Origin of the sequence: Corynebacterium sp. LK10 (assembly GCF_008042455.1) — a bacterium.
GTDB lineage: Bacteria > Actinomycetota > Actinomycetes > Mycobacteriales > Mycobacteriaceae > Corynebacterium > Corynebacterium jeikeium_D.
Map to the genome: position 1 here is coordinate 70,582 of NZ_NOVT01000015.1, position 20,700 is coordinate 91,281.

Annotated in this window: 19 protein-coding genes; 8 read left to right on the forward strand and 11 right to left on the reverse strand. The window is 60.5% G+C overall.

The window, feature by feature from the left end:
* Positions 1–3 precede the first annotated feature (3 nt).
* On the forward strand, positions 4–885 hold the full coding sequence (locus tag CHU70_RS04765) for a VOC family protein (RefSeq protein WP_147719268.1): 882 nt from the start codon (positions 4–6) through the stop codon (positions 883–885).
* A gap of 49 nt (positions 886–934) precedes the next feature.
* Here the strand turns inward: CHU70_RS04765 and CHU70_RS04770 are convergent, their stop codons facing one another.
* The 3 genes from CHU70_RS04770 to CHU70_RS04780 all read right to left on the reverse strand — a co-directional run bounded on the left by CHU70_RS04770 (position 935) and on the right by CHU70_RS04780 (position 3,181).
* Positions 935–1,282: a hypothetical protein gene (locus CHU70_RS04770; protein WP_176719133.1), complete on the reverse strand. Its 348-nt coding sequence runs from the start codon at positions 1,280–1,282 to the stop codon at positions 935–937.
* Positions 1,283–1,402: 120 nt separating this feature from the next.
* Positions 1,403–2,587 carry an isocitrate/isopropylmalate dehydrogenase family protein gene (locus CHU70_RS04775; protein ID WP_070604749.1) on the reverse strand — a complete coding sequence of 395 codons (1,185 nt, stop codon included), beginning with the start codon at positions 2,585–2,587 and terminating at the stop codon, positions 1,403–1,405.
* Between the two features lie 45 nt (positions 2,588–2,632).
* A complete protein-coding gene (locus CHU70_RS04780) occupies positions 2,633–3,181 on the reverse strand; it encodes a neocarzinostatin apoprotein domain-containing protein (protein WP_147719267.1) in 549 nt (182 codons plus the stop codon).
* 203 nt (positions 3,182–3,384) lie between these two features.
* Between CHU70_RS04780 and CHU70_RS04785 the strand changes: the two genes are divergently transcribed.
* Genes CHU70_RS04785 through CHU70_RS04800 form a run of 4 tightly spaced genes read left to right on the forward strand, consistent with a single transcriptional unit; the run spans position 3,385 to position 7,052 of the window.
* Positions 3,385–4,458, forward strand: coding sequence for a hemin ABC transporter substrate-binding protein (locus CHU70_RS04785; RefSeq protein WP_070547029.1), 1,074 nt, complete (start codon positions 3,385–3,387; stop codon positions 4,456–4,458).
* An 11-nt stretch (positions 4,459–4,469) separates the two neighbouring features.
* Positions 4,470–5,549 (forward strand): iron ABC transporter permease, encoded by a 1,080-nt coding sequence (locus tag CHU70_RS04790; RefSeq protein WP_049172506.1) that lies wholly within the window; start codon positions 4,470–4,472, stop codon positions 5,547–5,549.
* The gene (locus tag CHU70_RS04795; protein WP_083280647.1) at positions 5,549–6,373 is read left to right on the forward strand and encodes a heme ABC transporter ATP-binding protein; all 825 of its coding nucleotides are present in this window, start codon (positions 5,549–5,551) and stop codon (positions 6,371–6,373) included. Before CHU70_RS04790 ends, CHU70_RS04795 begins: the two co-directional genes overlap by 1 nt.
* Positions 6,366–7,052: a heme oxygenase (biliverdin-producing) gene (locus tag CHU70_RS04800; RefSeq protein WP_147719266.1), complete on the forward strand. Its 687-nt coding sequence runs from the start codon at positions 6,366–6,368 to the stop codon at positions 7,050–7,052. The genes CHU70_RS04795 and CHU70_RS04800 overlap by 8 nt, the downstream gene beginning before the upstream one ends.
* A 44-nt stretch (positions 7,053–7,096) precedes the next feature.
* Here CHU70_RS04800 and CHU70_RS04805 read toward each other — a convergent pair whose 3' ends face one another.
* The 4 genes from CHU70_RS04805 to CHU70_RS04820 all read right to left on the reverse strand — a co-directional run bounded on the left by CHU70_RS04805 (position 7,097) and on the right by CHU70_RS04820 (position 12,025).
* Entirely contained in the window at positions 7,097–7,786 is a 690-nt protein-coding gene (locus CHU70_RS04805) for a hypothetical protein (protein WP_242451353.1), read from the reverse strand.
* 421 nt (positions 7,787–8,207) lie between these two features.
* On the reverse strand, positions 8,208–9,971 hold the full coding sequence (locus tag CHU70_RS04810; RefSeq protein ID WP_147719264.1) for a phospho-sugar mutase: 1,764 nt from the start codon (positions 9,969–9,971) through the stop codon (positions 8,208–8,210).
* A gap of 10 nt (positions 9,972–9,981) precedes the next feature.
* Complete coding sequence (gene deoC / locus CHU70_RS04815; protein WP_070866447.1) at positions 9,982–10,632, reverse strand: deoxyribose-phosphate aldolase; 651 nt, start codon at positions 10,630–10,632, stop codon at positions 9,982–9,984.
* Between the two features lie 106 nt (positions 10,633–10,738).
* Positions 10,739–12,025, reverse strand: a complete 1,287-nt coding sequence (locus tag CHU70_RS04820) for a thymidine phosphorylase (protein ID WP_016421814.1) — start codon at positions 12,023–12,025, stop codon at positions 10,739–10,741.
* A 169-nt stretch (positions 12,026–12,194) separates the two neighbouring features.
* On the opposite strand from CHU70_RS04820, the gene CHU70_RS04825 reads away from it, so the two are divergent.
* Entirely contained in the window at positions 12,195–12,614 is a 420-nt protein-coding gene (locus CHU70_RS04825) for a cytidine deaminase (protein WP_048732021.1), read from the forward strand.
* Between the two features lie 45 nt (positions 12,615–12,659).
* Positions 12,660–13,877 (forward strand): NupC/NupG family nucleoside CNT transporter, encoded by a 1,218-nt coding sequence (locus tag CHU70_RS04830; RefSeq protein ID WP_048732023.1) that lies wholly within the window; start codon positions 12,660–12,662, stop codon positions 13,875–13,877.
* 31 nt (positions 13,878–13,908) lie between these two features.
* Here the strand turns inward: CHU70_RS04830 and CHU70_RS04835 are convergent, their stop codons facing one another.
* The 3 genes from CHU70_RS04835 to CHU70_RS04845 form a co-directional block, all read right to left on the reverse strand.
* Positions 13,909–15,102 carry a YihY/virulence factor BrkB family protein gene (locus CHU70_RS04835; protein ID WP_242451354.1) on the reverse strand — a complete coding sequence of 398 codons (1,194 nt, stop codon included), beginning with the start codon at positions 15,100–15,102 and terminating at the stop codon, positions 13,909–13,911.
* Between the two features lie 143 nt (positions 15,103–15,245).
* Positions 15,246–16,274, reverse strand: a complete 1,029-nt coding sequence (locus CHU70_RS04840; RefSeq protein WP_147719263.1) for a sugar-binding transcriptional regulator — start codon at positions 16,272–16,274, stop codon at positions 15,246–15,248.
* Positions 16,275–16,534: 260 nt separating this feature from the next.
* On the reverse strand, positions 16,535–18,568 hold the full coding sequence (locus CHU70_RS04845) for a M13 family metallopeptidase (protein WP_147719262.1): 2,034 nt from the start codon (positions 18,566–18,568) through the stop codon (positions 16,535–16,537).
* 106 nt (positions 18,569–18,674) lie between these two features.
* Between CHU70_RS04845 and CHU70_RS04850 the strand changes: the two genes are divergently transcribed.
* Entirely contained in the window at positions 18,675–19,640 is a 966-nt protein-coding gene (locus CHU70_RS04850; protein ID WP_147719261.1) for a glycoside hydrolase family 25 protein, read from the forward strand.
* Positions 19,641–19,667: 27 nt separating this feature from the next.
* Here the strand turns inward: CHU70_RS04850 and CHU70_RS04855 are convergent, their stop codons facing one another.
* Positions 19,668–20,696: a TIGR00730 family Rossman fold protein gene (locus CHU70_RS04855; RefSeq protein ID WP_147719260.1), complete on the reverse strand. Its 1,029-nt coding sequence runs from the start codon at positions 20,694–20,696 to the stop codon at positions 19,668–19,670.
* Between the last annotated feature and the right edge of the window lie 4 nt (positions 20,697–20,700).

Sequence of the window (20,700 nt, forward strand, 5' to 3'; positions counted from 1 at the left end):
CTCATGCCCGCATTTCCCGCCGAATTTGGCATGCCCCTGCGCGTAGATCTGCTCTCCGCCGCACCGCGTAAGACCGAGCGCTTCTACCGCGGCGTTCTCGGGTGGGCTTATCGCAATACCGCGCCAATCCATGAGGATGCCCGCGAGGCATCCGCTGGTCGCCGCGTTGCCATGCTGTCCGGAATGCCGGTGTCGGTGCTGCTTGAGGCCGATAAGGACGCTGAGGATGCCTTCGTCAACCAGTGGCGCGTGAATTTCCATGTCGACTCCGCCGCTGGTGCCGTCGAGAAGGCGCGTGAGCTCGGCGCCGAGGTCTTCCAGGAACCGACCCCGCTTGTCGACGGATCCACGATGGCTGTCGTTTCCGACCCCGCCGGTGGCCTCATCGGGCTACTGGAACAGCCGGGTGAGCAGGCCTTCATCGCAGCGGGCGAGCCCGGCACACCAGTGTGGTTCGAGCTGGTCGCAGGCCCGGAGGAGACCTTCGAGCAGGTCGCGGACTTCTACCGCAACTTCTTTGGCTGGGAAATCGCAGTGCGCAACAAGAACGAGCACGGCACTTTCGCAGTTGCGATGGAAGACGGGGCGCCGTTCGCTGGCTTGGTAGCCAGCTCGGTTGCTGCACAGACCGATGCGGCAGATAAGAGCTTCGTTGGCTGGCTGGCCTACCTTGGCGTGGAGAACATCGACACCGCTGTCGCCAAGGCTGAGGAACTGGGCGGTTCCGTGCTCGTTGCCCCGCAGGCCACCGAGTTCGGCCCGCTGGCAACCGTGCAGGATCCGTGTGGTGCGGCAGTTGTGCTCTGCGAGGTGCCGCTGCCACCGGAGGAGGACATCCGCGAGTCCGACCCGCTGGAAGGCATTGACCTCAGCCAGTTCCAGTAGGGGCTAGAGCTCTTCTTCGTCGTCCTCAGGGTCCTGTTTTCCGGTGTAGTTAACGTGTAAAGGATCGTCTTCGTTTTTTAGCCAATGCAGCGAAGAAGTCATTGGTCCAGGTAAAAAGTTCACTTTTACCAAGGTTGACTTGCTGCTGGAGCAATGGGTGATAAACAACCCGCTGTGACGGTGGGCAGTCGTAGTAAAAGATTCGGTACAGTCCAGCGCGCGATTCACGTATATGGCGATGGCAGTACTTGACCAGTTCATCAGCGCGATCCTCTGCGGTCTTATGACCAAACAGTGTTGCCGCACGTTTGCGGTAAAAGCCACCATCAACAAGCACTGCTGTAGTGATCTCGCGTAAAGGCACAGCTCGCGCAGCACTATATCTGTTTCTACTCATATTTCTTGGCCCTCCCCCCTATGAGTAATCCCAGTCATCGGCGCTCTCCTTATCGGCGGAGGGTCAACGGCTGGGATTGATAGCAACCACTTTAATTGCGCTTCGTAATCGAGTCAATGCCTACAACCCCAGCTCCGCCCGCACTGCAGTCACAAACTCGCTGGTAGTCGCGGTGCCGCCGAGGTCTGGCGTCGGCGCGGTGCACTTGGCGGCGTAGACGGCCTCGCGCAGCTTGGCTGCGGGCGCAAGTTCCGAGGTCGGATGCCCAAGGTGCTCCGCGCACATTGCCGCAGAGAGCAAAAACGCAGCCGGGTTGGCGATGCCGCGCCCGGCAATGTCCGGTGCCGAACCGTGCACCGGCTCGAAAACCGCAAAGTCGTCGCCAACATTCGCCGATGCCGCCAGCCCCAGCCCGCCAATCAAACCGGCACCGATGTCACTGAGAATGTCGCCGATGAGGTTTTCCGCGATGATGACATCAAAGCGCGCCGGGTCGGTCACCAGCTGCATTGCCACGGCATCCGCATTGGCAAAATCGAATGCGACCTGCGAATACTCCTCCGCCACTTCTTCAACTGCCCCGCGAATCACACGCGCAGAGTCCCGCAGGATATTCGGCTTGTCCGCCACCGTCACCGTCGGCGTGGCCTCCGAATCGGGGTTTGCCGCCTGGCGCGCGAGAGCCAACTTGGCCGCCTGTCGCGCAAGGCGGTGCCACGCAAAGGACGTCGTCACGCGCAAAGAAATCGCAACGTCGCCACGCTTATCGACGGCGCGAGCCACCGTCGAGTCCTCCGCCACCTCTGCCCACAGGTGGTGGTGCGGGGAGTCGGTCGGGGTGTCGTAAGGCGGGAGGAGATAGTCGTGACTGTAGAGACCCTCGGTGTTTTCGCGGACAATGGTGAAGTCGACAGCCGCGCCGGGCAGGGTGACCGGGCGGATGTTGGCGAAGAGGTCGAGGCGCTGGCGCAGCTGGAGAACAGGGGAGCGGTAGGTCAGGCCGGTATCGCGCAGATGCGGTGCTAGTTCTTCCTCAGCCTCGCGAGCGGGCTTGGAGGTAATCGCCGCGAGCAGAGCGGCGTCGCTGCGTCCGAGTGTTTCCCAAGTTTCCTGCGGGACGGGATTGCCGTGCGCGCACCACTGGGACCAGCCAATTTGTGCCTCTGTCAGCTCCCAGTGCGGGAAGACATCGGCGATGAGTCCTCGGCAGGCATCGGTGATTTCAGGGCCGATGCCGTCGCCGGGCAGGAGTGTGATGCGGCGCGGTGCCGCTTCTAAAGCAGTCGCAGGCTGGTCGGTTTCCATGGCTCTTAGCCTAGGACTGCGACGCCTGCGCGTGTGTGGTTTGGCCTACTTAGCGAAAGTAACCGGGATCTCGGTGATGTCCTCGAAGCCCTCGCTGTGGTCACCGAAGAGCTTCAGCACGCAGTCCTGCTGGGTGCAGTCCACGGCCTCGCCGGTGGGCACAACGCTGAGCTCGAAGTGTGCGGTGTTGTCGTCGGCGATGGTGGTGGTGCCGCCGGACTTCTTGGTAATCCACTGCTGCGACTGGGTGCCGGCACTGCGGTCACCGGTGCAGTCCGGGACGGGGTTGCCTGGAGCCTTCTCGGCGGCGCAGAGTGCGGCGTAGTAGCCGTAGTCGGGGTCGAGACCAGACAGGTCGACGGAGATGACATCGCCCTCGGAGAGGTCGTTGACCGGCTCGGCCTCCATGGTTACTTCGCCGGCGCTGGCGTCGGTTTCTTGATCTGCAGCGGAGCTGGTGGTTTCCGAAGCGTTGGCAGCATCCTGCGCGGCATTGTCCGCGTCATCTGCGCCACAGGCGGCGAGAAGTGGAAGTGCGGCGACGGCCGGAATAGCCAGGAAAGCCGCGCGACGCTGGAGTGTACGAGTAGTCATAGGAGGTAACGTCCTTCCGAAAAACTGTAGAAATTACTATCTTTATTTAAGGGTAGGCTAACCTAGAACTAAAAGATAGCCTAAGATTCTTTGGGTGAGTAGAGCAAAGTCCTTTCTAAGCTCTTTGTTACTAGTGTTAGTCGTTATTTAGTCAATCTTTTTGTCGTCTATCTCCGTGCAGCGTCAGCTCACAGAGGGGGAATATGTTCACCGTGCCTGCCTGTCGCGTTCGCAGCCTTGCCGGAACACTGCTGAGTGTTGTCCTAGTCGCAGGACTAGTCGCCTGTGGTTCCGATGATGCCGCGAGGGAGGGGGCATCGTCGTCAAGCGCTGGCGTGACGACGGTTCCGCGCGCCGACAACATTTCCGCTCACGGTGCCGCGCATGCGAACCTACCTTCGGAAAACCCCGAAGTGCTGCTGAAAGACCCGAAGCCGGCAGAAGATAAGGACTACCAGCGTATTCTCACGCTTGACCGGGCGGGAGCACTCAGCCGAGCGGTCTACACGCTTGGCCTCGGAGACCGTCTGGTGGGGCGCGACTCCACCTCCGATTTCCCGGCGGTAAAGGATTTGCCGAACCTCACCATCGGCGGGCATGCAGTCAATGCTGAGTCGGTGATGAAGCTAAAGCCGGAGCTCATCATTACCGATGGCACGATTGGCCCTAGCCGTGTCTTCGACACGTTTGAAAAAGCGGGGATCACCGTCGTCCATGTGTCGGACGAGCGCACTCCCGAGACGATCAACACGCTTATCGACGAAGTCGCGGGCGCAGTCGGCCTGGCTGACCAAGTTGGCCCGGTGAAGGAGCACCTGGACAAGGAGCTGGCGGCTGCGACCGAGTACGCGCAGGCCAAGGCCGATGGCCGCAAGATGATGATTCTCTACGTGCGCGGAACCGGTGTGGCCATGATTGCGGGACCGGATTCTGGTGGGCGTTCTCTGATCACTCGTCTCGGCGGTGTCGATGCCGGTGAGGGCGTGGGTATTGAGGGTGCGTTCACGCCGATTACGCCAGAGTCGCTCATCGCTGCGGCTCCAGACACCATCCTGGTTATGTCTGGTGGCCTGGAGTCCGTCGGCGGGATTGAAGGCTTGAAGGAAATCCCGGGTATCGCACAGACCCCGGCGGGCCAGAATGAGTCCGTTGTGGACGTGCCCGATTCGCAGCTGCTGTCCTTTGACTCGCAGTCGCCGCGTGCGATTCGCGCCATTGCGGATGCTCTCTACGGTGGCGGTGCTGGTGATGGCGCTGACAAGACTGCGGGAAAGTGACTGGCTGAGCAATGCAGACAACCGCGAACAAAACTAGTCCGTTCAGACAGGTGGCCGTTTTCATTGGACTCGCCCTAGCGCTGGTGCTGGCAATAGGTTGGTCGGCCTCCGTGGGGCAGTTCGGCGCTACCATCGGCGAATCACTGAGCTCAATGGTGAGGCTAGTGTTCAATGGCGGTCTCGGTGACGCGCCAGAGCCCATCGACACCGTGCTGTGGCAAGTGCGACTGCCGCGCATCGCGCTGGCCTGCCTCGTTGGCGCGGGGCTCGCCCTCGCAGGTGTGGCGCTGCAAGCGGTGTTCGGCAACCCGCTTGCCGAACCCGGCCTCATCGGCGTTTCCTCCGGCGCCGCGGTCGGCGCTGCCACCGCCACAGTTTTGGGCACCGCCGCCGGGCTTTCCGGAGTGCTCGGCGGAGTGTTGAGTGTCTTCGCCAGCAGCTGGGCCATTGCGGTCTCAGCTTTTATTGGTGGCGCGGTAGCCACGGCTATTGTGGCCGCCAATGCGCACGGTGGCCGCGATATCGCTCGAATCATTCTGGTCGGTGTGGCTGTGAACTCCATCTGTGGTGGTCTGGTTTCGCTCCTGACATTCGTAGCCTCCACGGCTGCCCGCGACCGCATTGTGTTCTGGCAGATGGGCTCGTTTGCCAGTGCCACCTGGACGCAGGTTGTCATTATTACGTTGGTGACAGTTCCGGCCGTGATTGCCATGTGGGTCAGCTACCGCAAGCTGGACATTCTGAGTCTTGGTGAAGCGCAAGCCCGCCACCTGGGTATTAACGTCGTCACGCTGCGTCGCGCCATCATTTTTGGCACGTCCCTGGTCGTGGCGGCTGGTGTGGCATTTTCCGGCATCATCGTCTTCATCGGCCTGGTCGTGCCGCACGCTGCACGACTGCTGCTGGGACCAGCGCATCGCACGCTGATTCCTGCATGCATCCTCGGCGGCGCGCTGGCCACAACGCTGGCCGACCTCGCGGCCCGCACCATGATCACCGGTGCGGACCTGCCGCTGGGAATGCTCACCTCGATCGTCGGTGGCCCGCTGTTCTTCTGGCTGCTCCTGCGTTCGAAGAGGGCGGTGCACTAATGGAAATTCACTCTGGCCTGGGCATTTCTGCCGAAAATGTCAGCATCACCCTGGACGGTCACCGCATTCTCAACGATATTTCCGTGGTCGCCGAGCCCGGAAAAGTCACCGCGCTGGTCGGCCCGAATGGTGCTGGAAAGTCGACACTGCTCGCAGCGCTTTCCGGCGACCATGAGCTCAGCGGCGGCAACGTCCGGATCGGCGAGCACTCCATTACCGAGCTCTCCATCGCCGACCTGGCCCGCTACCGCGCCGTCCTGGTACAGAGCCAAGAACTGTCCGTGCCATTCACCAGCCGCGAAGTAATCAACTTCGGACGCAACCCCTGGGGCTGCCCGAACGAAGAGCTGCTCGCGGAAGTCATCACTGAATGCGACGTCGCGCACCTCCTTGACCGGGAAGTCCCGACCCTCTCCGGCGGCGAGCGCGCCCGCGTCCACAGCGCGCGCGTGTTCTACCAGGACACTCCTGTCGTGCTTCTCGACGAACCGACCGCAGCCCTGGACCTCCACCACGCCGAAAAAATCATGGGAATGATGCGCGCCCGCGCGGCGGCGGGCAAAGCCGTGGTCGTGGTCCTGCACGATTTGTCCGCCGCAGCGGCGTATGCCGATCACGTTGTGGTGGTGGCGCAGGGGCGCGTCGTAAAGCAAGGCCCGCCTGCGGAAACCCTGGATGCACAGACCGTCAGCGAAGTCTACGGCATCGGTGTGGAAGTGCTTCAGGACTCCGCGGGCAACCCCGTGCTGGTGCCTCAGCGTGCGGGCCACAATCTCTCACCCCAGTCTCCGAACCTCACAGAGAAAGAAGAAAATCATGGTTGAAAACACGATTAAAGAAGGTGACAAGCAGGCTGCTCAGCCCCTGGCAGAGCGACTCAAAGTGGAGACTGCGGGTGTCCACAGTGAAGCGGAGAACTCCGACTTCATGTCGAGGCTGCTTGCGGGTGAACTGAATGCGCAGGCGGCCATCGATCTAACTGGTCAGCTCTACTTTGTGTACGAAGCGTTGGAGCAGGCCGTGCGGTCCACTGCGGAGTCGCCGCAGGTCAGAGCGGTCTACGATGCGCAGCTGGAGCGCCTGGAGGCTCTGGCGGCCGACCTTGAACATTTGGTGGGGCCTGACTGGCGGGAAAAGATCTCGCCAGTGGAGGCGACAAAGAACTACGTGGCCGAGCTTCGTGAAATCGAAAGCAACGGCAACGCCAACGCCGCATTGGCACACCATTACGTTCGCTACCTGGGCGATCTTTCTGGTGGTCAGGTGATTGCGTCCATGCTGGCCAAGCATTACGGCATCGGTGCGGAGGGAACCCGATTCTATGACTTCTCCGCGATCGGAAAAATTAAGCCCTACCGCGACGGCTACCGACAGAGACTGTCTGAGCTGGGCATTTCGGATGCCGACAAAGATGCCGTGGTTGACGAGGCGAAAAAGGCATTTCGTCTCAACCGGGCCATTTTCCACGACCTAGCTGGCGGCCTAGACGACGCAGTGGCGTAGGTCGCGGACTGGAGTGCTGTGACCGTGGCGGTGGGCGGTATGCGTTAGCCGATGTACACCACTGCGTTACGGCCGCCCGTGCACTTGATGTTGCCGCCAGCAGGGCGGCACCACATGTTGTAGGTCAGGCCAGTCGTTGGGCTGTAGGCCGTGATGGTGCCGGATTCCGCACCAGTGGAATTGCGGTAGCGGACGTAGGCGCTGTGTACATTTCGAACGAACGGATCGCTCGTTGAGGACGTGCCCTTCCATGCGCTGGAGAGGTTGCCGCCAGCCAGGCCCGATGAGCGAGACGAGCCCGAATTACCGGATGAGCCACTCGAATCTTGAACAACCACGGTCTCAGTCTGTGTGACCGGTGGGTTGGGCTGGCTCGAAGCATCGGCAGCGGCCTGTGTAGTGGCAGCCGTCTGTGTGTCGGCCGCAGTTACCGAGTCATCTTTACTCAGGGTGACATAAAGTACCGCGCCAACCAGGCCCAGCAGGACCACGACCAGCACTGAAATGAGCGCAATCATTGCGCCGGAAGTACCTGATCTTTGCTGCGGATACGCCGGGGCTGCGTAAGCGAAAGCTGGTGCCGGCTGCGCAGCGAATTGGGGCTGCGGCTGTGGTTGGGGTTGAGGTGCCTGGTTCGGGTACACGGGGCCGAAAGAACCGGTGGAAGGATTCGAATTGTAGTTGGGGTCTGAGCTGGGGAACTCGTTATACGACATGCTGGACGTACCAATCACGAGGAGGAAGTGTTCCCCCTGTGATGAGCCCAACCCACGTAGCGAATGGTGCTCCATCCCTTGGGGACACGGTTAACGGCTTTTATTGTATTACTGGGAAAACTGTAAAGCATGTTAGGAGACGCATGTCTTGCGCAAAATGCGGCAAGGACGGGTTTAGCTAGACCCGAAATGAGGTGGTGAGCTTCAAATGAGGCTGTGACCATCGAGAAACTGCCTAAGTTTATGTCAGTTTCGGCACTAATTTCTGCTTGTTTTTGTCATAAACCTAGTCAGTAACTCATGAGCCGGTCCAAGACTCCGGGCTGCATATGTGAAACTGGGGCGCGCGTGAAACCCCACGGCCATTTTTCGGCCGTTTCGTTCATGCGCACCCCAGTTTGTTGCGAGGTGTAGCTGGTAGCTGGTAGCTGCTTAGTGGCTACATCCCCAGGATTTCCTTGAGCTCGGCCTTAATCTGGTCGAGCCGCTCGGCCGCGGCCACGTGCGGAATCGCGGCCGAAGCGACCGGCAGCACGACTTCCAGGTAGCACTTCAGCTTCGGTTCCGTGCCGGAAGGCCGGGCAATGACGCGGTCGTTGGCCTCGGTGAGGATGAGAATGCCGTCGGTAGGCGGGATGTGATAGCTCTCGGCCTTGGCGTCGACCATGTCTAGGCCGTCATTCATGTCCGTGACCTGTGTGACCTTCGATCCGGCCAGCTGTGCAGGCGGGTTGGCGCGCAGAGTGTCCATGCCCTTGGTAATCAGCGAGCGGTCCTCGACTCGGAAGGTCAACGGGGCGGTCTTGTAGAGGCCGTGGGCGCAGGCGACCTCATCCAGCAGGTCCTGAATGCCCAGCCCCTGGCCCTTCAGACGCGCCACCGCGTCGGCGACACGCACCGCCGCAGATACGCCGTCCTTGTCTCGCACGACTGCCGGATCGGTGCAGTAGCCAATGGCCTCCTCGTAGCCGAAGACGAGCCCGTCCACACCAGCAATCCACTTAAAGCCAGTCAGTGTAGCGCGATAATTCAGTCCGTGACCTGCGGCAATCTTGCCCAGCAGGGGTGAGGACACAATCGAGTTAGCCATTGTGGCCGGAAACTCTGCGCCCTCATCATTGGTCACGGTCGCAATCCCACGGGCCTCGGCATCCGCAGCGATGACTTCACCCAGAAACGCACCGATGTCATCGCCGGAGAGCTGTCGCCAGCCGCCGTCGACGCCGCTATCCGGAATAGCCACCGAGCAGCGGTCCGCATCCGGGTCAGCCGCGATGATGACATCCGCGTCTTCGGCACGCGCGAGCTCAAACGCAAGATCCAGCGCACCGGCTTCCTCCGGGTTCGGGAACGATACCGTCGGGAACTCCGGATCCGGCGCGAACTGCTTTTCGACCACGCTGACATTCGAGAAACCTGCCGCGTTCAGTGTGCGCACGATGTTCTCGCCACCGACACCATGCATCGGGGTGAGAACAATCTTCGCTGCTTGCTTCTCTTCGCTTGACGACGTCGTTGCGAGCGCTGCCGCCCGTTTCACATAAGCATCCAGCAGTTCAGGACCAACCTGCTCGACGGCATCGAAGTCACGCGGGACCTCATCAGCCGGTGGAGCAGCGGCGATGGCGTCCGCAATTTGCTTGTCATGGGGCGCGATGATTTGGACGCCTCGGCGGGAATCCGACTCCACCGCGCGGCCACCGAGGTAAACCTTGTAGCCGTTGTCCTTCGGTGGATTGTGGCTGGCCGTGACCATGATGCCGGCATCGGCATTGAGGTGGCGCACGGCAAAGGCGGTCACCGGTGTGGGCAGCTGCTGTGGCAGAGCCAGGGCCTTGCCACCGGCTGCGGCGACAACCGCGGCGGCATCGCGGTGAAAATCGGCGGAGCCGTGGCGGGCATCGCAACCAATGACCACGGTGAAGTCGTCGCCCACAATGTTCTTCAGATGCGCAACCAGGCCAGCGGTGGCACGGATGACCGTGGCACGGTTCATGCGGGACTGACCAGCTGCAACGACACCGCGAAGACCTGCAGTGCCGAATTCGAGTGGCCCGGCGAAACGGCTTTCCAGCTCGGCAATCGCATCGGGGTTGGCGGCCTTGGCTTCGTCGTAAAGCGAAGAGAGCTCGGCGGCGGTGGCCTCGTCCGGATCGTGGGCGATCCAATCGGTGATGGTGGCTTGTAGCTGTTCGGAGAGCATCGGGGTTCGCCTACTTCAGACCGTCGAGGACAGCGGCGGAGGAGGAAAGACCCAGGCGAGAGGCGCCAGCGGCGATCATTTCCTCAGCGGCAGCGGCATCGCGGATACCGCCAGAGGCCTTGACGCCAAGGCGGTCGCCCACGGTTTCGCGCATGAGCTTCACGGCGTGAGCGGAAGCGCCGCCGGCCGGGTGGAAGCCTGTGGAGGTCTTGACGAAGTCTGCGCCTGCGGACTCGGAGGCCTTGCAAGCTGCGATGATTTCCTCATCGGTCAGGGCGGCCGACTCGATGATGACCTTCAGGATCTTGCCCGGAATGGCGTCGCGAACAGCCTTGATTTCGGCCTCGAGGTCGTCGAAGCGGTGCTCCTTGGCGAAAGCGATGTTAATGACCATGTCGACTTCTTCAGCGCCATCGGCCACAGCGCGAGCGGCTTCAGCGGCCTTGATCTCGGCCTTCACCGCGCCGGAGGGGAAGCCGACGACAGTGGCGATGTGCAGGCCCTCAGGCACCTCGACTGGGAGCTGCGAGGGGGAGATGCAGATGGAGTAGGTGCCGAGCTTGGCGGCCTCGGCGATAAGAGCCTTGACCTGGTCAGAGGTGGCTTCTGGCTTGAGCAGGGTGTGGTCAATCATCTTGGCAACATCAGCGCGGGAAGTCATGGGAGAAATCAAGTCCTTTCGGAAATTTGGGAGAGAGCGTCAAGGTAGGGAGGTGGCGGGCTCGGGGCGGGGAAGTGGCGCCGACGCGAGCCCATCAGTAATTTTTCTAGGACACGCGATCGAGGATAATCTCGCGCTCGGCTGTCGGCGCGGTGTCGCCGATTTCAATGCCCGGCTCGATGGACTCGAGAGCGCGCTCGAACTTATCCGGAGTTTCAGTGTGCAGCGTGAGCAGCTTCTGGCCCTTGACCACCTTGTCTCCCGGCTTGGCGAAAATCTCAATACCGGCAGTGGCCTGCACCGGATCATCCTTACGAGCACGTCCCGCGCCCAAGCGCCAGGAACCAACGCCGAGAGCCAGTGCATCCAGCTTGGTCAGGTAACCGTCAGCCTGCGCAACCACATCGTGCGTGTGAGGTGCCACCGGCAACGCGGCATCCGGATCGCCGCCCTGAGCGCGGATCATCTTCTTCCACGAATCCATTGCGCGGCCGTCCTTCAGAGCCTGCTCCACGTCGGCATCGTGCACGCCGGCCAGCTCGAGCATGTTTCGGGCCAGTTCACAGGTCAGCTCCACGACGTCTGCGGGGCCGCCGCCGGCGAGAACCTCCACCGATTCGCGGACCTCGAGGGCGTTGCCGATGGTCAGGCCCAGCGGCGTGGACATGTCCGTCAGCAGCGCGCGGGTGTTCACGCCCGCGTCGTTGCCCAGGTCAACCATGGTGCGGGCCAGTTCGCGGGCCTGATTCAGATCCTTCATGAAGGCGCCCGAACCGACCTTGACATCCAGCACCAAGCTGGAGGTGCCCTCCGCAATCTTCTTGGACATGATCGACGAGGCAATCAGTGGAATGCAGTCGACCGTCGAGGTGATGTCACGCAGCGCGTAAATCTTCTTATCCGCAGGTGCCAGACCCGCACCGGCTGCTGCGACGACCGCGCCGGAATCCTCCAGGATCTGCATCAAGCGGTCATTCGGAACATCAGCCTGCCAGCCCGGAATGGATTCCAGCTTGTCCAGGGTGCCGCCGGTGTGGCCGAGGCCGCGGCCGGACAGCTGCGGGACGGCCACGCCGTAGGAGGACACCAGTGGGCCCAGCGGCAGCGTGATCTTGTCACCGACACCACCGGTGGAGTGTTTGTCCGTGGTGGGCTTGCTCAGCGATGCGAAGCTCATGGTCTCGCCCGAGTCAATCATCGCCTGAGTCCAATCCACAATCTCGCGACGGTTCATGCCGCGGATGAAGATGGCCATGTTCAGCGCCGCCATCTGTTCATCGCCCACGACACCGCGAGTGTAGGCATCAATGACCCAGGAAATCTCTTCCGGACTGAGCTCACCGCCATCACGCTTTACCTTGATGACGTCAACTACATCGAACTTTTCAGCCATTGTTCGCTCCTTTTATAGGCGATTGTGCTTAGCGATATTGGTCTTGTGAACTCTGCTGATTCCGATTATCATCAGCACTAGAACAAATGTCAATAGGCAACTTTCCATTTGTACCCACATAAGTATGTTTGCATAAACACCTCGAACAGGCTCGGGGAGGGAGAGCACAATGTCCTACATTTCAGACGAAGAACTACTGGCTAAGGCCTACGCAGCCACGGAAAACTCGTACGTCCCCTATTCAGGTTTTCCGGTCGGTGCCGCACTTCTGCTTGACGACGGCACGGTGGTCACAGGCTGCAACGTGGAAAATGCGTCCTATGGGTTGACCAACTGCGCAGAGCGTACAGCCGTGTTCCGCATGGTCGCGGAGCACGGCGGCAACCATAAGATTGCGGCCTGTGCCATTGTCGGGCGAAAGGCGGCACCGTGCCACCCCTGTGGTGCCTGTCGGCAGGTCCTGCACGAATTTGGGTGCAAGCGTGTCATTGTGGAATCCGAGCGCCCGGAAAATGGTGGTTTAGGCGCTCCGGCCAGCATCGACTTCGAAAAAATTCTCCCTTACGCCTTTGGTCCCGAGGACCTGTAGGCATCATCACCACAGCCTCTTTTATCAAGAAAGAAGACCTTAGTCATGGATAGACTGCAAGGCTTACTGGGCATCATCCTCGTCATCGGATTTGCCATTGCTATCTCAAAGAACAGGAAAGCCATTAACTGGCGCACGCTCGGCGTTGGCCTGCTGCTGCAAGCGGTGTTCGCGCTGGTAGTGCTGAAGTGGGAACCCGGCTTCCAGGCGTTGAAGAGCGTCGCCGGTGCCATTGAGAAGATGATCGACTTTACAAATGAGGGCACCTCATTTGTCTTCGGTAATCTTTTCGACGGCACGGGGAAAAACTTCGTCTTCGTGCTCAACGTGCTGCCAGTGATCATCTTCCTGGGCGCAGTCCTCGGTGCCCTCTACTACCTGCGGGTAGTGCAGTACTTCGTTGAGTATGTCGGGTCCGCACTGAAGTTCATTATGGGAACCTCGAAGGTAGAGTCCGTCTTCGCTTCCACGGTGATTTTCCTCGGGCAGTCGGAGGCTCCGCTCGTCGTTAAGCCGTATATTCCGAAACTGACCAAGTCGGAGCTGTTCGCATGTATGTCGGGCGGTTTTGCTTCGGTGGCCGGATCGACGTTGATTGGTTACTCCCTGCTCGGTGCGCCATTGGAGTACCTGCTGGCGGCATCGGTAATGAACGCGCCGGGCTCGCTGCTGATTGCGAAGACTTTCTGGCCGGAGACGGAGGAATCCGATCTGGATGCGTCGGTGAAGGATGTCCGCGACACTGAGTCGAAGAACGTCATTGACGCGCTTGGATCGGGTGCGTTGGCCGGTGGTCGTATCGCTGTGGTTGTGGCATGTCTGTTGATTGCGTTCATCGCTGTGATTGCGATGCTGTCGGCCATGATTGGCGGCATCGGCGGCTGGTTCGGTCAGGAAAACTGGTCACTGGAGGGGCTGTTCGGCCTGATCTTCGCGCCGATTGCCTGGTTGATTGGTGTGCCGTGGGAGAACGCAGGGCTGGTCGGTAGCTTCATTGGTGAGAAGACGATTCTGAACGAGTTCGTCGGCTACACCTCGTTCTCGGAGCACGTCGACTCGCTGGATCCGAAGTCCATCATGTTGGCGACCTTCGCCCTGGCTGGCTTCGCCAACCTGTCTTCCATTGCAATTCAGATCGGTTCCTTCGGTGCGCTATCGCCGGAACGTCGCGGTGAGATTGCCAAGAACGGTCCGCTGGCGCTGATTGCGGGTCTGTGCACCAACCTGCTCAACGCTGCAATTGTGGGTGTGATTGCGCTATAGCTAGGTTCTGTGTGGTTAGTTACTGGCCCTGCTAGTCGATCCTCTTGAACGGATCGGTAGTAGGGTCAGTCTCAGCAGCAGGCTGCGAGGAAAAATCTTCAGTTGCTTCTGCTGGCATTTTATCCAGGCGGTCGAGTTCCTCAGTTCGGAATTCGGCCGCCTGCTTTTCTAGATTCTGATGGATTTTCTGCTCGCCCTCGGCGGCCGCGGTAGCTCTGGGTGGAAGCTGGATGTATCGCTCTGCGGGCAGGCCGGCGCGCAGTTGGCGCATCCTCTCAACCTCGGCATCCAGCTTGAAGCCGAAGACCACGACCACATTAATGCTCCAGAGTGCGGTCATCAGCGCGATAACCGCACCCATGGCGCCATAGGGATTCGAAGCCGCAAAGTTGAATAAGTACAGCTGGAGCGCCTTGCCGATGATCAGCGAGCTAATAATTGCCAGTGCCGAACCTGTGCTGAGCCAGCGGAATTTGCGCATGCGCACGTTCGGCGTGAAGTAGTACAGCGAGCCAATCAGAATCATCGACATCAAGATAATGACCGGCCAGCGTACCCAACTCCAGACGGAGATGCAGAAGTCAATAATTTGGCGCGTGGTCGATTCAATACCCAATGGGCGGGCAACCGGTTCGACAATGGTGATAACTAGCTGGTCATTGACAATAATCGCAATGAGCAGTACCACAGTGCCGATTAACAGCAGCAGCGTAATGGCGACCATGAGCAGGTGGTAGCGAATCAGCGTGCGACCTTCGGAAACACCGTAGATGGAGTTCGCCGTGCGCGAAAAAGCGCGCGTGTAGGCCGAGGACGAAATCAGTGCAAAGACAATACCGATAGTCAGTGCGACAAGACCGCCCGTGGCGGAGCCGATAATCGTTGAAATGACATTGCGGATCGGTTCGGCATACTCAGCCGGAATGTAGCTGCGGATGAAATCTTCGGTCAGTCGGTTGAGGTCTTCTGTATAGCCGGCCAGCATCAGCGTGGCAATCGAATAAATCGCAAGCAGTGCGGGCGCGAAGGTCAACACCGTGTAGTAGGTCAACTTCGCGGCAGCGTCGAAACCGAGCTCCAAGAAAAATTCGATACCCGCACGCTTGAGGGCGTAGAGCGCTCCTTTCCACCCCACGGGTGGCAACTTCTTCGCGGACTGGGCAAATGATGCGTCCGCCGACTCGTAGGCCTGGAGTGTGTGCTTGATTTGCTGTGCTGGTGACACCTAAAGAATCGTCCTCTCCGACCGGACAGCGGCTGCAACATATATGCGGACATGTGCGCTCGCTTAAGTCTATCGGTCGAAGAGGACAAAGACGCTTCTCGGGCCCGGGTGTCAGTTCTTTGTACTGATGCGTTCCGGGACGGTTATTCCGTGGCAGTAAGAGGGGTGGAGCTATCGGGGGAGCCCGGTGAGCCCGGTGAAGCCGGTGAAGCCGGTGCAGCTGGTGAGTCCGATGAGTCGAGCGAAAGTAGGCGCTCGGCGGTGGCATCGTCAATGACCAAGTGAGTGGCCAACTTTGTTCGAAGGGCCACATCGATAGCCTCGGCCTTGTGTGCGCCACCGGCCACAAGTACCCGAGTGGGGATCCGGCGCAGGTCAGAGAGGCTGATACCTACCGTGCGGGCATCGACCTCTGGCAGCGCAATGCCACCGTCCGGGCGGTAGAAGCGTGAGCAGGCATCGCCCACTGCGCGCTCCACGAGTAAGTCCTTTTCGGTTGCCGACAGCTGCCCCAAGTTCAAGGCCAGTGAATCATGGTCGACTGCGCCGACAGTGAAAACGGCAATGTCCACCGTCCGGCCAAGCGCCAATACGCTGGCGATGAACCGATCCTGTTCCACGATGCGCTTGGTCTCGACCGAATCGAAAATCACCGGCAGCGGCAATGTGCGGGCATAGGCATGGAAAGCGTGGCAGAACCCGCCAATAGTGCGGATGTCATTCGTCGACTTATCGGAATGACTCATTCCGCCCTTGAGCTGCACAATTTCCACGCCCGAGACATCCTTGGACTTCAGTTGCGTGGATACGGAGTACATGGTCTTACCCCACGAAACACCGAGAAGGGTACCGTCGACCACCAGCTCGTCGAGAAGCTCGGCGCCCACACGCCCCAACTCGCGGAGCAAGACCGCGTTGCCAGCGCGTGCCGGTTGCGCCAGGCGCACATCGTTGAGCTGGTAGCGATCCCGCATCTGCGTCGCGGTCTCTGAGGCTTCCTCGCGCGGGTCGTGGATTTCAATGCGCACGTAACCGCGCTCACGGCCAAGGTTGAGCAGTTTAGAGACCGTTGGACGGGAAACCCCGAGTTCGGCTGCAACCTGAGACTGTGTGAGCCCCTCGCCGTAATAGAGTTTGACGGCGGTGAGTGCTTGGATGTCGCGAGTGTCCACAGCGGCCTCCTCCAGCAAGAGCACTTAGCAAGCGCACTTGTAACAGGAACCTCGCTTGATTGGGGCCCTGCCCGATTTGATCATCGGGAAAGCGTGCGCCTCACCTGTGATTTTAGTTCCACGTTTGCAAAAACAAAAAGTCAGCTTTTGCATTTGTAGTAAACGGTGAGGCGTTGGCTGTCCCCGGAGGCTGCTGGAAGGCATCGGAGAGCCCGGAAAGCATCGGAGGATAAGGCAGCGCAGGTTGGGTTCCCGCAGAATTACCAGATATTCACGCGCTCATTCGGCTCACGCCACATGCCGTCCCCCGCTGAAGTGCCGAAGGCCTCATGGAACTCATCGATGTTGCTGGCAATGACGTTGCAGCGGAACTCCGCCGGCGAGTGCGGGTCAATGGCAAGCAGCTGACGTGCAAACTCCGGACGAATCTTGGAACGCCAGACCAGTGCCCACTGCTTGAACAGGTCACGGTAGGTCTCGGGGGTGTCCTCCAACCCGAGTTCCTTTCCGCGGGCAGCGAGGAAACGGCGGAAAGCGACGACAGCAATACCAAGCCCGCCCAAGTCACCGATGTTCTCGCCCAAGGTGAAGCGACCATTGACGCCGGGCAGGTCAGCGCCCTCCTCGGCCTGCTCGCGCAGAGCCTGCGGAACCAGGCCCTCGTACTGGTCCACCAGAGCGGAGGTCAGCTTCTCAAAAGCTGCACGATCTTCATCGGTCCACCACTGGTGAAGGTTGCCGTGACCGTCATACTGCGAGCCCTGGTCATCAAAACCATGCCCAATCTCGTGACCAATAACCGCACCGATGCCACCGAAGTTCTCCGCCGGGGAAGCGTCCGGTGAGAAGAACGGCGACTGCAAAATCGCAGCCGGGAACGTGATGTCATTGACCACCGGATTGTAGAAGGCATTGACCGTCTGCGGAGTGCCATGCCACTCATCACGATTGGCCGGAGTGCCCAGCTTTGCCACCTCATAATCATGCGCAAAAGCGCTGGCAGCACGGGCATTGTCCATCAGGGAATCCCCGAGCTCCATCGCCGAGTAATCACGCCAACGCTCCGGGTAACCAATCTTGGCCTTAAACAGCGACAACTTCTCCAAAGCCCGCTCTTGCGTCGCCTTCGTCATCCACGGCAGCTCCGAAATGCGCTCCCGGTACGCCGCCAGCAGGTAGTCCACCAGTTCCAGGACCTGCTCCTTGTACTCCGGCGGGAAGTGCTTTTCCACATACAGCTTGCCGACGTCATGTCCAACCGCCCCGTCCGCAAAGGCAACACCACGCTTCCAGCGTGCACGCTGCTCGGTCGAACCCTGCAAGGTGCGGCCGTAGAAGTTAAAGCTCTCCGCAGAGAAGTCATCCGACAGGTAGGCGGCACGCTGGTGGAGAACGCGCCACAGCGCCCACAGGCGCAAATCTGCCAGGTCAGTGTCCTGCCACAGCTTGCTCAAGTGCTCGAAATACGACGGCATCATCACCACGATGGTGTCGATGGCAGTCTGGTTCGTCTCATTGACACCGGTGGCCGCGAGCCATTCCGCGACCGGGAAGCCGGTGGGGAGATCAGAAATAGCGGTCTTGTTATAGGTCTTCAGTGCGTCGCGGGTATCGACCACATTCCAGTGACCAGCGGCAATGCGCTTTTCAAAAGCCACGATGCGCGCCGCCGCAGCGGCCGTGTCTACCAACTCGAATGCAGCAAGTGCAGTGGAGAGGTCCCCCGCGCCGTCGTCATGCGAGGAGAGGAGCTTCAACATAGCGGCAACATGCTGCTCATAGGCGGCGAGAGTGTCGGCGTGACCAGGCTCGCGGTAGTAAGCCTCATCCGGGAGGCCGAGGCCCGACTGCAGCAGGTAGAGAGCATCCAGGTCCGAGCCGGAATCCTTCTCTACCCAGTACCCGAGTGCACCGCCGACGCCAAGGCGGTCGAGGCGGCCGAGCGCCAACGCCAGCTCATGCGCGTTCTCGGCGGAGGCAATTATTTCTAAATCCTGCGCGAGTGGAGCAGCGCCGGCGCCATTAATAGCGGCTTCGTCCATGAAAGAGTTGTACAAGCGAGCGACGCGGGAATTCGGATCCGCATCGGCGGCAGTGGTGATGAGCTCGCGGACGTTTTCCTCCGCCTCATCCCTCAGCTTGTAAAAGGCGCCATCGATGGGGCGGTCAGCCGGGATGACGTGATTACTAACCCACTCACCGTTGGTGGCCAAGTAGAGGTCATCCTGTGGGCGAGGAGTCGTTGAGAATTGGGACGTTGCGGACTGGGTCTCAGTATTAGTGCTATTTGTCATGCCGCCAGTCTAGGGGCAAGGGCGGATTGCAGCTGTGACTGGAGGGGTGGAATAAGTTTAGGCTTACGAATGGGGCTGAAGTGGTTTAGGGGGTAAGGTGCAAACCATGAAATTTCTTCCACTTTCCGCGACCGCGGTGCTGAAGCGACGCCCGGGACGCGCCACTTTGGCAAGTATCGTGGCCGTTGCGCCGCTGACCTTGGGTGTTATTGCACCGGCTGACGCGCAACCCCAGGACGCATCTGCACACTCCAACCCGTCCGCTGCTGATTCCAAGGGGTCGCTCGACTTTTTGACCGAATCACCGAGCATCACCGATGCGCCGCTTGCGTCGGATGTTCAGGAGTCGCAGGGCTCTGGTGCCAACGGTTCCTCAACTGGTTCGGCTACCAGCGCATCGTCGAACCCGGCTCGCACCGGCTTCCACATGGGGCCGACCGGTGTGGACGTCTCCAAGTGGCAGCGCCCAGGTGGCGTCGCGCTGAAGTGGGACGAGGTCGCAGCCAGCGGCCAGAAGTTCGCTTTCATCAAGGCCACCGACGGTGTCGAAGGTGACCAGAAGTACTTCCTCGAGGACTCCATTGCTGCAGCGAAGGCCGGTCTGTATGTGGGCAGCTACCACAAGGCACATCCGGATCGCTCCGCAATTGCGCAGGCTGACCAGTACGTAGAAGCACTGCAGCAGCGCGATGAGCAGATCTCCACAGACAAGACTCTGCCACCGGTGCTGGACATCGAGCTGGACAATGGCCTCAACCCGACCCAGCTGCAAAAGTGGACCAAGGACTTCCTCGAGCGCGTAGAGGAAAAGACCGGCGAAACCCCGATGATTTACACCTACCGTTGGTTCTGGCAGAACCCGATGGGTAACTCGACCGACTTCACCGACTACCCGCTGTGGCTCGCCGCCTACGAAGACAGCGCTCCGACCTCGCTGCCGGGCGGTTGGGAGAGCATGGCCTTCTGGCAGCGTTCCTCCACGGGCCGCGTCGATGGCATCCCGACCAACGTGGACGAGGACGTCTTCAACGGCACCGAAGCTGAGCTGCAGCAGCTGGCTGCTGCTCACTAGCAGGATGTTGTGGGGTCTGGGGTCGGGCTAAAACTTCGTCCGCCCCGCACGCCACGCAATCAACGCAGGCAGGAGCTTGTCGACGTCGTCGACGACAATAAGCGCATCGAGAAGCTCCGGCCGCACAAAACCCGCATCCACAACGTTGCGGAGCAGAGCCAACAGCGGCTCCCAAAAGCCCGAAGGGCCCAGCAACGCCACTGGCTTGGCATGAATCCCCAGGTGCTGCTGGGTCCACACTTCGAAGAACTCCTCCAGCGTGCCCGCGCCGCCGGGGAGCGCAACAAAAGCATCGCCAAGCTCATACATGCGCGACTTGCGGTCGGCCATAGTCGCAACAGTTTCCAGGTGAGTCAGCCGCGGATGGGCAATTTCCTTCTTGACCAGGACCTCGGGGATGACACCGGTGACACTGCCGCCGTCGTCAAGCGACGCGTTAGCAACCGTGCCCATAAGACCAATCGCCGCGCCCCCGTAGACGAGCTCCACCCGATTTTCCGCGAGTGTCTGGCCGAGGCGTTCGGCGGTGACGCGCCAGGCGGGATCGTTGCCGAAGCCGGAGCCGCAGAAGACAGTCAGTGACGACAGTGCGCGCTGTGGCTGCTCACGGCCAGCGGCAAGCTGGGGCAGCTCTTCGCGGAGCTTCGGCAGAGTGGTTTCGACCAGCATAGGGGCGATTTTCCCGGTCGGTAGCCAGGGGTCGAGCCAGCGGACCTCTTCAATTTCGGCGTGGGGCTGAACGTTCGCCAGCTCATCGGTGAACTCGCCGACATAGCGCACATGGTGGCCGACGACCTCGAAGCCCGCCTCGTTGGCGGCGGCCGCACGGGCGATATTCCACGGACGCAGCTGCGATAGCTCGATGTCCACGCCGAGCTCCTCGGAGACTTCGCGCGCGGCGGTGACCTCCGGGTGATCGACGGACTCACCCGGCTCGAACTTGCCGCCGGGCAGCATGAACGTATCCGTGCCCCGCTTACGAACGCACAAAACCCGTCCCACCGGGTCAGTCACAACCATTGCGGCGACAACGATGGAACGGGTTTGTGCAGTCACTCGG